This window comes from Amycolatopsis sp. (assembly GCF_035546795.1).
GTDB lineage: Bacteria > Actinomycetota > Actinomycetes > Mycobacteriales > Pseudonocardiaceae > Amycolatopsis_E.
In genome coordinates this window covers 51,826-64,541 of sequence record NZ_DASZWC010000021.1, presented here as the reverse complement: position 1 = coordinate 64,541, position 12,716 = coordinate 51,826, and the positions used below count along the sequence as shown (strand labels likewise).

The following is a 12,716-nucleotide window of genomic DNA, read 5'->3' as shown; positions in this document are numbered from 1 at the left end:
TAGTGACCTATAATCCTGTCAAACGCCAGCCTTATCCTGCTCGGATCGTTGACTCTGCCGAATCTCGCGAAATATAGTGCCCTGTATAGCGCGGAAGGAACTTCATGACCGAGACGACGAGCAGCCGCTCGCAACAGGAAGAGTTCGACGAGGCCACCTCGGCCGAACTGCTGGAAACCGATATCGAGAAGGACCGGGCGATCGTCGGCCGGGACTGGCCGAACCGCACCCAGGAGTACCTGGGCACGGCGACACCGGAAGCCATCCGCAATTTCGCCCGGTCCTACGGTGACGACAACCCGCTGTACTCCGACACCGGGCACGGCGGCCGGACGCGGTGGGGCGGCCAGATCGCACCGCCGATCATGGCCGGGATCCTGAACACACCGCTGCGCGGCGAACGGCCCGGCAAGGGTGAGCGGGGCGGCAGTTACCGTGGCATCCACGCGTTCGTCTCCGGCGGCACCTGGGACTGGTACCGGCCGATCCACCCGGGCGACACCGTGTACAGCTTCGGCGGGCTCGACTCGGTCGAGGTCAAGCGCTCGGAGTTCGCCGGCCGTTCGGTGGTCAAGGTCCGCCGGGACGTGAAGATGAACCAGAACGCCGAGGTGATCGGGGTCTACCGGACGCTGGTCATCTACACCGAACGGAAGAAAGCCCGCGAGCGCGGGAAATACGCGGGTGTCGCGGCACCGTCCTACACCGACGCGGACATCGAGCACATCGAACGGCTCTACGCCGCCGAACAGCGGCGCGGCGCCGAGACACGCTACGCCGAGGATGTCGAAGTCGGCGACGAGCTCACCCCGATCGTCAAGGGCCCGCTGACCACGACCGACATGGTGGTGTTCCACGCCGGCGGCTACGGCTTCGCTCCGTACGGGCTGGTGACCGGACGGCTGGCGCACGAGAACCGGCAAAGGATCGCGCCGTTCTACATCCGCAACGAGTACGGAGTGCCGGACGTGGCGCAACGGGTGCACTGGGATTCCGCCTGGGCGCAGGCCATCGGCAACCCGCGGGCCTACGACTACGGCGTGCTGCGCGAATGCTGGGCGCACCATTTCCTGACCGACTGGGCGGGCGACGACGGCTGGGTCGTGTCCCAGCACGATCAGCTCCGGAAGTTCAACTATCAGGGCGATGTGCAGTACTTCGGCGGTGAAGTCACCGGCAAGCACCTCGAAGACGACCGGTGGCTGATCGACGTCGCGTTCCGCGCAACCAACCAGCGTGGCGAGGAAACCATGCGCGGCACGGCGACGCTGGCCTTGCCGGGTAAGGAAAACGGACCCGTGCTGCTCCCCGCCGTGCCGGCGGATCTGCAGCGGCGCGCGATCGAAATGATGACGAAGCACGGTGCGGCGCCGGCCGCTGGGTGACCCGCGCTCAGCCCGCGGTGACCGCGCTCAGCACGAAATCGACCAGCTGCCGCGCGTACTTCCCCGCCCCGGCACCGACTTCCGCGCGCAGCTTGTCCGGTGTGGCCAGTGCGTGATTGAGACAGCCGCCGCAGATGGTGTCGAGCAGCAACGTGACGCTGGTGCCCCGTTTCAGCTCCCCGCGGGCGATCCCGCGTTTGACGATCGCCCGGCCGGCCAGTATCTGCGCCTGCCGGACGCCGGCGACCCGTTCGGCGACGCCGGGAACCCGGCCGGCCTCCATGAGCAGCCTGATGGTGGCCGGCCCGGAGTCGCCGAGGTAGGAGGTCAGGATCTGGTCGGCGAGCTGGACGAGATCATCGCGCACGGAACCGGTGTCGATGTCGCCGACCGAGGTGATCCTGGCTTCCAGCGCGCTGGCGAGCAGCTCCTTCTTGTTCGGCCAGCGCAGGTAGATCGACGCCTTGCCGACGCCGGCCCGTTTGGCCACGGCATCGACCGTGAACCTGCCCCAGCCGTCCTCGCCGAAGACCTCCGCGGCCGCACGCAAGACCCGCCGGTCCACTTCCGGATCGCGCGGCCGGCCCGCGGCCGCCACTTCGCCGGGCGCCGGAGCGTGGCCCGTCATGGCACCTGCCTTGCCCGGCAGCCGTGACCGGCGTCATTGCTGAACGACATCCGGCTAGCATATAGTGGGAGTGTTACTGAACGGAAGCTGTTCAGTAAACCCGTCGAAGGGGGTACCGGCGATGTCGGCCGATCCGGGCATCGAAATCCTGGGAACCGGGCAGCGGGAGGCCTGGCGGCTGAACCGGTTGCCCCCGGTCGAACGCCTGGCGGGCGGACTGTGGTCGGTGCCGGTGCCGATCCCGGACAATCCCCTGCGCTACACCCTTTCGTATCTCGTGCCCGCGGACGAGGGCCTGGTGGTCGTCGATCCCGGCTGGGACACCGAAGAAGGCTGGGCTGCACTGGCCGAGGGCCTGGCCGCCGCCGGGGCGTCCACCGGTGACGTCGCCGGGATCGTGGCCACCCATGTCCACCCCGATCACCACGGGCTCTCCGCTCGCCTGCGCGCCGAGTCGGGTGCCTGGATCGCCATGCATCCGGCGGAACGCGACACCTTGCCGCACCGTGCGGAGCGCGGACATGGTGACCCGCTGGCGGAGGTCGCCGGCTGGCTGCGGAGCTGTGGCGCGTCCGAGGAAGAGGCCGCCGAACTGGGCGGCGCACTCCAGCGCGCACCACGCCCGTCCGCGGAAATGGCCGAGCCCGACGTGCTACTGGAGGACGGCGACCTGGTTCCGGTGCACGGCAGGCGGCTCCGCGCCGTGTGGACGCCGGGGCACACGCCCGGGCATCTGTGCCTGCAGGAGCCCGACGCGCAGGTTCTGCTCACCGGCGATCACGTACTGCCCCGCATCACCCCGGCCATCGGCGCGCGGCCCGGTGCCGGGGAGCCACCGCTGGCCCAGTTCCTCGACTCGCTCGACCGCACGGCCGGCTTCGACGACCACGACGCCTTCCCGGCGCACGAGTACCGCTTCCGCGGCCTCACCGCCCGCAGCAAGCAACTTCGCGAGCACCACGACCGGCGCTGCATGGAAATCCTCGCGGTGATCAGTGAGTTCGGGCAGCCGACGCCGTGGGACGTGGCCACGCACCTGACCTGGTCCCGCCCGTGGCCGGAGATCGGGTGGATGCGCCTGAGCGCGGTCTCCGAAACGGTCGCACATCTGGAATACCTTGCCGGGCAAGGCTTTCTCACCTGGCACAAACCCGAACCCGCCGGCCCCGCCCGGGTTCTTCGCACCGATCACGGGAGCAAGAAGTGAGCAACACCGACATCGATCCCCGCACCCCGGTCGTGGTGGGGGTCGGCCAGTTCGCCGAACGCCTGGAGGACCCCGGGTACCAGCGACTGTCCGCTGTGGACCTCGCCGCCAAGGCGGCCCGCGCCGCGCTGGAAGACACCGGCGCCGACGTCGAGGCCATCGCCGCCGCCGTCGACACTGTCGGTGGCATCCGGCAGTTCGAGATCTCCACCCCCGGCGCGCCCGCGCCGCTGGGCAGGTCCGGCAACTACCCGCGCTCGGTGGCCGGCCGGATCGGCGCCGCCCCGGCACGGGCGATCCTCGATGTCGCGGGCGGGCAGGGCCCGCAGCATCTGGTGACCGAACTCGCCGCGACCATCGCGACCGGTGGCTCCGAAGTGGCGCTGGCGTTCGGCTCCGAGGCGATCTCCACCGTCCAGCACCTGGCCAAGGCCGAGGACAAGCCGGACTTCACCGAGCACGCCGAAGGCAGTCTGGAAGACCGCGGCTTCGGCCTGAAGGGCCTCTCGTCGGGGCAGCTGGCCTCGCACGGGCTCACCGACGCGCCGAGCCAGTACGCGTTGTTCGACAACGCCCGCCGCGCGCGGCTCAAGCAGTCGCGCGAGGAGTACGCGACGTCGATGGGCGAGTTGTTCGCTCCCTTCACCAAGGTGGCGGCCGCGAACCCGTACGCCTCGGCGCCGGTCGAGCGCAGCCCACAGGAACTCGTGACGCCGACCGAAGCGAACCGCCCCATCGCCGACCCCTACACCCGCTACATCGTCGCGCGCGACAAGGTGAACCAGGGCGCGGCCGTGCTGGTCATGTCCATCGCTGCGGCCGAACGGCTCGGTGTGCCCAGGGAAAAGTGGGTTTTCCTGCACGGGCACGCCGATCTCCGCGAACGCCCCCTCATGCAGCGCGCGGACCTGAGCTCCGGCCCGGCGTCGGTGCTGGCGGCACAGCACGCTCTCGACCTCGCCGGTCTCGACGTGGCCGAACTGTCCACAATAGACCTTTACAGCTGCTTTCCCATCGCGGTCTCCAACATCTGTGACGGCCTCGGCCTGAAGCCCGACGATCCGCGCGGGCTCACTCTCACCGGTGGGCTGCCGTTCTTCGGCGGCGCGGGCAACAACTATTCCATGCACGCCATCGCCGAGACGGTGCAGCGGATGCGTGCCGAGCCTGGTGCGTTCGGGTTCGTCGGCGCGAACGGCGGCACGCTGAGCAAGTACTCCGTCGGCATCTACTCCACCACCCCGGCAGGATGGCGCGCCGACGACAGCGCACGCCTGCAGGCGGAGATCGACTCCTGGACCGCACCGGAGCAGGCGATCCACGCCGACGGGTGGGCCACGATCGAGACCTACACCGTCAAACACAGCCGCGGCGGGAAACGCACCGGCGTCGTGATCGGCAGGCTCGAATCCGACGACCGCCGGTTCATCGCCAGGACCCACGACGGCGACGAAGAGATCCTTGCGCAACTGGCCGACGGGGAGCCCATCGGGACCCGGGTCTACGTCCGTTCCTTCGGCATCGGCAATCGGGTCACCACCACCGAAGCCCGCATGAACGAACTCTTCCCGCCACGCCCCAAGGTGCTGCGCGAGAACTACGAACACGTGCTCGTGCGGCGTGACGGGCATCTGCTGGAGATCACGATCAACCGGCCCGACGCCCGCAACAGCCTGCACCCCATGGCGAACGAGGAACTCGACGAGGTCTTCGACGCCTACTTCGCCGACCCCGACCTGTGGGTCGCGATCCTCACCGGCGCCGGGGACAAGGCGTTCTCCGCGGGCAACGACCTGGTCTACTCCGCGTCGGGCAAACCCGTGTGGGTGCCCAAAAACGGGTTCGCCGGTCTCACCAGCCGCCGGGACCTGCCCAAGCCGGTGATCGCCGCCGTCAACGGGTTCGCCATGGGCGGCGGCTGCGAAATCGCGCTCGCCTGCCACCTCGTCGTCGCCGACGAAACCGCGAAGTTCGCGCTGTCGGAGGTCAAGGTCGGGCTCGCCGCCGGGGCGGGCGGGCTGATCCGGCTGCCGCGCAGCGTGCCGCAGAAGGTGGCCACCGAGATGATCCTGACCGGCCGCCGGATCAGTGCGGAAGAAGCCCGCGACTACGGACTGGTCAACCGCGTCACCGAAGCGGGCAAGGCGTTGGAAGGCGCCAGGGTGCTGGCCGCCGAGATCCTCGACGGCTCGCCGACCTCGGTCCGGGTCTCCCTGCAGGTGATGGCCGAAACCCAGGGCATCGCCGACACCGTGGAGGCGGTCACCCGGCACTCGGAGGCATTCGACGAACTGATGGTCAGCCAGGACGCGATCGAAGGCATCACCGCCTTCGCCCAGAAGCGCCGCCCGGTGTGGCACAACCGCTGACCACGGAGAAGCCCGGCGGAGCAACGACTCCGCCGGGCTTTTCCTTGTCCTGGTTCAGATTCCGATGCGCTGGGCCAATGCCTCGCGGTGCGCGGAGGCGTCCCCGAAGAGCACCTCGGACGAACGAGCGCGCTTGAAGTACAGGTGCGCCGGCACTTCCCAGGTGAATCCCATCCCGCCGTGGAACTGGATGTTCTGGTGTGCCGCGGTGACGAACGCCTCGCTGCAGTAGCTCTTGGCCAGCGAGGCCGCGGCGGGCAGCTCGTCGTTGTCCTCGGCAGCGGCCTCGATCGCGTAGTAGGCCGCGGACTTCGCCGACTCGACCTCGATCAGCACGTCCGCCGCCATGTGCTTGAGCGCCTGGAAAGCGCCGATCACCTGGCCGAACTGCACCCGCGTGTTCAGGTACTCCACGGACATCTCCAGCGCCGCCTGCGCGCCGCCGGCCTGCTCGGCCGCCAGGCCGACCGCCGCGAAGTCCAGCACCCGCCGCAACACCGGCCAGCCGCCACCTTCCGCGCCGAGCAGCCGCGCCGGCGTGCCGTCCAGTTCCACCACGGCGAGTTTCCGGGTCTCGTCGAGCGTGACCGAGGGCCGGCGGCTCACCCCGGGGGCCGTGGCGTCCACCGCGAACAGCGATACCCCGCTCGCCGTGCGCGCGGGCACGATGAGCAGCTGCGCGGTGGCGCCGTCGAGGACGAAATGCTTGCTACCGCTGAGAGTCCACCCCTCGGGCGAATGGGTGGCGGGGATGCTGATCCCGGCTTCGTCCCAGCGGCCCTGTTCCTCCGTCAACGCCACTGTGGCGATCAGCGAACCGTCCGCGATGGCGGGCAGGTACTCCCGCTTCGCCTCCTCGTCGCCCGATTCGAGCAGCGTCGTGGCGGCGAGCACCACGGTCGAGAAGAACGGCGCGCACAGCAGCACCCGTCCCATCTCTTCGAGCACGATCCCCAGTTCTACCCAGCCGGCGCCCTGACCGCCGTACTGCTCCGGAATCGCCAGCCCCTGCAGACCGATCTCCCGCGCCATCTGCTGCCAGACCGCGGGGTCGTAGCCCTCTTCGGTCGCCATCAGCCGCCGCACTTCCGGCTCCGGCGACTTGTCGCGCAGGTAGTCCCGGACGAGTTCCCGCAACTGCTCCTGGTCCTCGGTGAATGCCCCGAACATCGTCGTCCTCCTACTTTCCGTCCGGACGGGCATTGCCGCCCTTGCGCACGTCCCGGAACGGCACGCCCCGGTCGGGCTCGAATCCCTTGGGCAGACCGAGAATCCGCTCGCTGATGATGTTCCGCTGGATCTGGTCGGTGCCACCGCCGATCGAGTTGATGAACGACCACATCAGCTGGTGGTCGACCTCGTAGGCCTGCTTGTCGGCCGCCTCGTCGTACAGCAGTCCGCGTGCCCCGAGCAGCCGGAACTTCAGTGCCCACGACGAATGCAGGATCCGCGACTTCGCGAGCTTCCCCAGTGATGCCAGTGAAGAACCGCCCCCGGCCTCGATCTGTTTCTTCGCGCGGATCGCGTTCCAGTCGTTCACCAGCCGCCAGGAGTGGATGCGCATGATCTCCTGCCGCACGGCCGGATCGTCGAGCCTGCCGGCCTCCCTGGCCGCTTCGATCAGGTCGTTCGACGCACTGAACAGCGGTGCCCGGTCACCCTCCCGGCGTTTCGACCCACCGAGCTCGAAGCCCATGGTGCGCCGTTCCTCCTTGAGCGCGGTCTGCAGCACCCGCCAGCCGTCGTTCAGCTCACCGATCAGCGCGCTCGCCGGCACGCGGACGTCGGTGAGGAAGACCTCGTTGAAGTCCGACTCGCCGGTCATCTGCTTGATCGGCCGGACCTCGATCCCGGGCAGGTCCATCGGAATGAGGAAAAAGCTGATCCCGGCGTGCTTGGGCACGTCCCAGTCGGTGCGGGCGAGCAGCAGCGCGCAGCGTGCCTCGTGCCCGCCGGTGGTCCAGATCTTCTGGCCGTTGACGACGAACACGTCGCCATGGCGCTCGGCGCGGGTCTGCAACCCGGCCAGGTCCGAGCCGTTGCCGGGTTCGCTGTAGAGCAGGCAACCACGGCTCCACTCGCCGGAAAGCAGCTTCGGCAGTACCTCGCGCTTCAGCTCCGGCGAGCCGAACTCCACGACCGTATTGCCTGCCAGCGCCGGAAAACCGGTGTGCTCGACCGCCGCGCCCCGGGCTCCGGCGGCACGGAACTCGCTCGCGACCGTCTTCGCCTCCTGCCGGGACAGGCCACGGCCGAACGCGTCGCGTGGCCAGGTCGGCGCCGCCCAGCCGGCCTCCACCACCCGGCGGCGCCACGCGGCGTCGTCGACACCGTGCCAGTTGTCCGCGAGCCAGGAACGCACTTCACCGGCGATCGTTCCCGGCGCGGCCGGAACCGCGGAATCCTTCATCGAATCCTCACTCCCTTGTGGTCTTTCCCTTCCGACGCTCCCACTTCGCGCGGGCGCCGTAAACGACCGGCCTGCTCACGACCACGTGATCAGTTCGGAAACGCACCGGTGTCGTGATCCGTGATGTACAGCGGGCCGGTCACGGCGGGATCATGCGAAGAGAGGGCAATACCAGCGCTACCGACAAGGAAGTTGGCCGTGAGCAACAAGAATCGCAGGTATGATCCGCCGCTGCTCGGTGTCCGGGTGGTGGATCTCGTGTCCGGGCCCATGCAGAACGTCGGGCGGCACCTCGCGGATCTCGGCGCGTCGGTCACCCGGGTCCGGCTCGCGGGCGTGACCGGGGACACGGCTTTCGGCCCGGTCGTCGGTGGGCTCGCGCTCGGCAGTGCCATCGCCGCGCGCGGCATCCCGGAGCTCGAGATCGATCCGTCCACCGGCACCGGCCGCTCCGAATGGCAGGATTTGCTGGCGGCATCGGACATCCTGCTGGAGAACACCGCGCCGGGCAGCTCCGCCGAAGCCACCCTCCGTGCGGATTCGATCCACGAAAACCACCCCGCGCTGGTGGTGCTGTCGATCAGCGATTTCGGGCGCGACAACGACTTCAGCACGTGGCAGGCGACCACACCGGTCTTCCACGCGCTGACGAGCGAGCTTTCCCGCTCCGGGCTGCCCGGCCGGGATCCCCTTGTGCCGCCCGCGGAACTGCCCTACGACGTGGCGGCCGCCCAGGCCGCGTTCCTGACGCTGAGCCTGTACCTCGACCGCCTGCGGACCGGCAGGGGCGAACGCATCGATTTCTCGATCCTCGACGGTGCCATGCAGACGCTCGACCCGGCCTACGGCATGACCGGGAGCGCCTCGGCCGGTGTCCCCCTGTCGAAGGCGCCACGCGGTCGCGCCGACGAAAGCTACAAGTACCCGATCATCCCGTGCAAGGACGGCTTCGCCCGGATCTGTGTGCTGGCCAAGCGGCAGTGGCACGGCATGTTCGAATGGCTCGGCCGCCCGGCCGAGTTCGCCGATCCCCGGTACGACAACCTGATCGTCCGGTTCCGTTCCCCGGACCTGCTGCCCGCGATCGCCCGGCACTTCGCCGGCAGGACGCGGGCCCAGCTGGAATCGGAGGGACAGCGCTACGGTGTCCCCACCGCGGGCCTGCTGACCCTGGACGAGGCGCTCGAGACCGAGCAGATCCAGGCGCGGGACTACTTCCGGGACGTCGAACTGGCGCCCGGCGTCGTCGGCCCCGTGCCGGCCGGCGTGGCCGAGGTAGACGGTGCCCGCGCCTGGGCCGGCGACATCACCGGTGAGACGGCGGAACCGGTGAACCACGAGATCTGGGGCAAGCGGCCCCGTACCCGGCGTGGCCTCCCACTGGACGGCCTGCGCGTACTCGATCTCGGCGTCATCGTGGTCGGTGGCGACACCGGCAGGCTCTTCGGGGACCTCGGCGCGGACGTGATCAAGATCGAGAACTCCGCCTTCATCGACGGTGCGCGGGGCGCGCAGGGCCCGGCCGGGATGACGCCCGGCTTCGCCGCCGGCCATCGCAACAAGCGCAGTATCGGCATCAACCTGCGCGATCCCGAAGGCAAGCGGCTGGCTCAGGAACTGGCGCGCTCGGCCGACATCGTGCTGACGAACTTCAAGCCGGGCGTGCTCGGCACGCTGGGCCTCGACTACCCGGCGCTGGAAGCGGTGAACCCGGGCATCGTGGTCGTCGACAGCTCCGCGTTCGGGCCCACCGGCCCGTGGGCCAAGCGCCTCGGCTACGGTCCGCTCGTGCGCGCCGCCGCCGGCTGCACGGCCCAATGGGTGTATCCCGGCGAACCCGGCACGTTCAGCGACGCGATCACGGTTTATCCCGACCACGTGTGCGCCCGCGTCGGCGCGCTGACCGCGCTGGCACTACTGGTCCGCCGTGAGCGCACGGCGCGGGGTGGCTCCGTCAGCGTCGCGCAGTCGGAGGTCATGCTGAGTCATTTCGGGCCCGCGATCGCGGCCGGAAAACTCGCCGCCCGCGGCCAAGAGGTGGACGCCTCCCCCGAACACGACGCCCCGTGGGGCGTGTTCCCGGCCGCCGGGGACGACGAGTGGGTCGCGGTGACAGTGCGGAACGACGCCGATTGGGCGGCGCTCTGCCGGACGTTGGAACGGCCGGACCTGCTCGCCGACCCGTCGCTGTCCGACGCGAAAGGCCGTGCCGCGCAACGGGACCGCGTCGACGGAGTGGTGTCCGAGTGGACGGCCCGGCACGAACCGCTCGAAGCGATGGCACTGCTCCAGGCCGCCGGAGTGCCTGCGGGGGCGATGCTCCGCGCGATCGACATGCCGGAATGGGGTTACTACCGGCAGCGCCGGGCGTTCCGCACCGAGGACCATCCACACGGGACCGAACCGTACGTCCTGGAAAACGTCCAGATCCACGCCCGAAGCGTCGACGACCCCCCGTCGGTGCCGGCGCCCCTGCTCGGTGAACAGACCAAGGAGATCGCCGCCGAGCTGCTCGGTCTCGACGAAGCGCGGATCGAAGACCTGCTGCACCGGGGTGTGCTCGAAATCGCGAGCCCCGAACCGGGGACAGGCGTGGCTGCGTAACGGTGCCGCCGCTGACTCGCCTTATGATGGCCGAGGCGAGTCGCCGACGACGCGTTGGACGGTGCTAGTGGAAATCGACTTCACCCGCTTGAAATACTTTCTGGCGGTGGCGGAGGAACTGCATTTCAAACGTGCGGCCGACCGGCTGCACATCACCCCTCCCCCGCTGAGCAAGCAGATCAAGCTGCTGGAGCGGGAACTGGGCGGCGCCCTGTTCGAGCGTGACTACCACGAGGTACACCTGACCCCGCTCGGCGCGGCGCTCGTCGAGCCCGCCCGCCGGATTCTCGACCAGGTGAGCGCGTTCAAGGCCACCGCCGACAGCATCACCCAGCGCACGATTCCGCTCCGGGTCGGGGCGACGTCGTATGCCCCGTCCGATTTCCTCAACCGGTTCGAGGAAGAGGTCCACCAGCTGGCCGCGGGGCCCGCCGAGTTCAGCATCCCCGGCTCGGCCGCGGAGGTGGCCGCGCATCTGGTCGCCGGGCATCTCGACCTCGGCCTGATCCACCTGCCCGCCACCGACTCGCGCCTGGACGTCCGGGTCGTCGCGCGCTACCGGAGCGGTGTCGCCGTCCGCAGTGACGACCCGCTGGCCGCGCGGGACACGGTGAGCATCGAAGATCTCCGTGAGCGCGAGGTCGCCGTGGACATCGCGCGGGCGAACCCGCTCGCGCTGTCGGTCCTTACCCGGCGGCTCAACAAACTGGGCATCACCAAGGTCGTGCACGCGACCGTGAGCGGCCGCAGCAGCGAAGTGGAACTGGCGACCCAAGTGCGCAGCAGACGACTGGTCGCGCTGATCGCCTACGCTCCCCAGTCATTCCTCGGCCGCGTTTTCTCGCCGCCGGAGTTCAAACTGATTCCGATCGACGAGAAAGACTGGGACGCCGGGGAACTCGCCCTCGCCTGGACGCGGGAACAGGCCAACCGCCACCCGGCGACCGTCGCGGCGATCGAGGAGCTGACCGAGGCCTTCGCTTCCTGAACCGCACTTCGAAGTCGCCGGCACCCTGGTCTCGAGATTTCCGGTTTCGCCCCACTGCCCGACCGCTGTCGCTTATGCTCCGGAGGTTCTTTTCGAGTCGAAAGGCGCTCCATGTCCGTTCGTGCACTACCCCTGCTGGCCACCGGCGCCGTCCTGCTGATCGCCGGATGCTCGGGCAGCGGAGGCGGCTCGGCTGCTCCGACGTCATCGGCCGGCTCCGCGGCACTGCCCTCGACGGCACTGCCCCCGGCCTCGGCCGCGCAGGCCTCGACCTCCACGTCGCAGCAGCCCACGTCCACGCAGCAGTCCCCCACCGCCGGGGCCGTCGCGCGGTACGAAACCTTTCTGCACGCGGTGGGCAAGGAGGACCTCGCGACGGCCTGCGAGATCGCCGGGCCTGCCGCGAAGCAGGCGGAGGATCAGGGCCTCGGGCCGTGCGAACAGACGTTCCCGATCACGTTCCAGATGATCTCCCCCACGCAGAAGCGGGCGCTGCGGAGCGCCACCGTCGACCGCGCCCGGATCACCGAGGACAGCCCGACAAAGGTCGAGATCCCGGCCAGCGCGGTGCGGGCGAGCGTCAAGTTCACCGACAGCGACCTGGGCGACGCCACCCTGGAATACCGCGGAGGCCAGTGGTACGTCACCGGCTGAGCGCCGGTGACCGTCCGCAGGACTGTCCACAGTGTACTTATTCGGTGGGCTTCTCCACGGGCGCCCAGAGGCTGGGCAGGTTCACCACGATGCCCTCCTGGCTGCTGCGGGCGATGATGACGACCGCGTCCTCGTCCCCGGGGTTCTCCTCGCGGTGCGGGGCGTACGGTGGCACGAAGATGTAGTCGCCGGGGCCGGTTTCGAGGCGGATCTCCTCGCCGCCGTCGGCGAAGACGAACACCGGATGGCCGGACTTGACGTAGATCGCGGTCTCCGCCTCGCCGTGGTGGTGATCCCCGGAGTTGGTGGCCGGCCCGACATGGGTTTCGCCCATCCACATCTTTTCCGAGCCCACCGTCTTGCCCGAAAGCGCTTCGAGCCGGCGCATTCCGCTGGTCTGGGTCGTGTCGCCGGACAGCTCGCTGCCCTTGATGTGCCGGAGCGGGCGGTGCCAGTGGTCGGTCACGAGCG

The 12,716-nt window shown here is 69.3% G+C and carries 10 protein-coding genes; 6 read left to right on the top strand and 4 right to left on the bottom strand.

Features of this window, described 5'->3' with window-relative positions; all coding sequences use genetic code 11:
- Positions 1 to 104: 104 nt before the first annotated feature.
- Complete coding sequence (locus VHD82_RS14660) at positions 105 to 1,385, top strand: FAS1-like dehydratase domain-containing protein (RefSeq protein ID WP_325702799.1); 1,281 nt, start codon at positions 105 to 107, stop codon at positions 1,383 to 1,385.
- Between the two features lie 7 nt (positions 1,386 to 1,392).
- On the opposite strand, the gene VHD82_RS14655 is transcribed toward VHD82_RS14660, so the two are convergent.
- Positions 1,393 to 2,013 carry a TetR/AcrR family transcriptional regulator gene (locus tag VHD82_RS14655; protein WP_325702796.1) on the bottom strand — a complete coding sequence of 207 codons (621 nt, stop codon included), beginning with the start codon at positions 2,011 to 2,013 and terminating at the stop codon, positions 1,393 to 1,395.
- A 121-nt stretch (positions 2,014 to 2,134) separates the two neighbouring features.
- On the opposite strand from VHD82_RS14655, the gene VHD82_RS14650 reads away from it, so the two are divergent.
- Both VHD82_RS14650 and VHD82_RS14645 read left to right on the top strand, forming a co-directional pair.
- The gene (locus VHD82_RS14650; RefSeq protein WP_325702793.1) at positions 2,135 to 3,220 is read left to right on the top strand and encodes an MBL fold metallo-hydrolase; all 1,086 of its coding nucleotides are present in this window, start codon (positions 2,135 to 2,137) and stop codon (positions 3,218 to 3,220) included.
- Positions 3,217 to 5,589, top strand: a complete 2,373-nt coding sequence (locus tag VHD82_RS14645; RefSeq protein WP_325702790.1) for an acetyl-CoA acetyltransferase — start codon at positions 3,217 to 3,219, stop codon at positions 5,587 to 5,589. Before VHD82_RS14650 ends, VHD82_RS14645 begins: the two co-directional genes overlap by 4 nt.
- A gap of 54 nt (positions 5,590 to 5,643) precedes the next feature.
- On the opposite strand, the gene VHD82_RS14640 is transcribed toward VHD82_RS14645, so the two are convergent.
- Positions 5,644 to 6,759 (bottom strand): acyl-CoA dehydrogenase family protein, encoded by a 1,116-nt coding sequence (locus tag VHD82_RS14640; protein WP_325702787.1) that lies wholly within the window; start codon positions 6,757 to 6,759, stop codon positions 5,644 to 5,646.
- A gap of 10 nt (positions 6,760 to 6,769) precedes the next feature.
- Positions 6,770 to 7,999 carry an acyl-CoA dehydrogenase family protein gene (locus VHD82_RS14635; protein ID WP_325702784.1) on the bottom strand — a complete coding sequence of 410 codons (1,230 nt, stop codon included), beginning with the start codon at positions 7,997 to 7,999 and terminating at the stop codon, positions 6,770 to 6,772.
- Between the two features lie 198 nt (positions 8,000 to 8,197).
- Here VHD82_RS14635 and VHD82_RS14630 point away from each other — a divergent pair, with 198 nt between their 5' ends.
- From VHD82_RS14630 to VHD82_RS14620, 3 genes are all read left to right on the top strand, one after another.
- Entirely contained in the window at positions 8,198 to 10,603 is a 2,406-nt protein-coding gene (locus VHD82_RS14630; RefSeq protein WP_325702781.1) for a CaiB/BaiF CoA-transferase family protein, read from the top strand.
- Positions 10,554 to 11,591 (top strand): LysR family transcriptional regulator, encoded by a 1,038-nt coding sequence (locus VHD82_RS14625; protein ID WP_325702778.1) that lies wholly within the window; start codon positions 10,554 to 10,556, stop codon positions 11,589 to 11,591. The genes VHD82_RS14630 and VHD82_RS14625 overlap by 50 nt, the downstream gene beginning before the upstream one ends.
- 111 nt (positions 11,592 to 11,702) lie before the next feature.
- Positions 11,703 to 12,245: a hypothetical protein gene (locus tag VHD82_RS14620; protein WP_325702775.1), complete on the top strand. Its 543-nt coding sequence runs from the start codon at positions 11,703 to 11,705 to the stop codon at positions 12,243 to 12,245.
- A gap of 37 nt (positions 12,246 to 12,282) precedes the next feature.
- Here the strand turns inward: VHD82_RS14620 and VHD82_RS14615 are convergent, their stop codons facing one another.
- Positions 12,283 to 12,711, bottom strand: coding sequence for a cupin domain-containing protein (locus tag VHD82_RS14615; RefSeq protein ID WP_325702772.1), 429 nt, complete (start codon positions 12,709 to 12,711; stop codon positions 12,283 to 12,285).
- Positions 12,712 to 12,716: the final 5 nt, after the last annotated feature.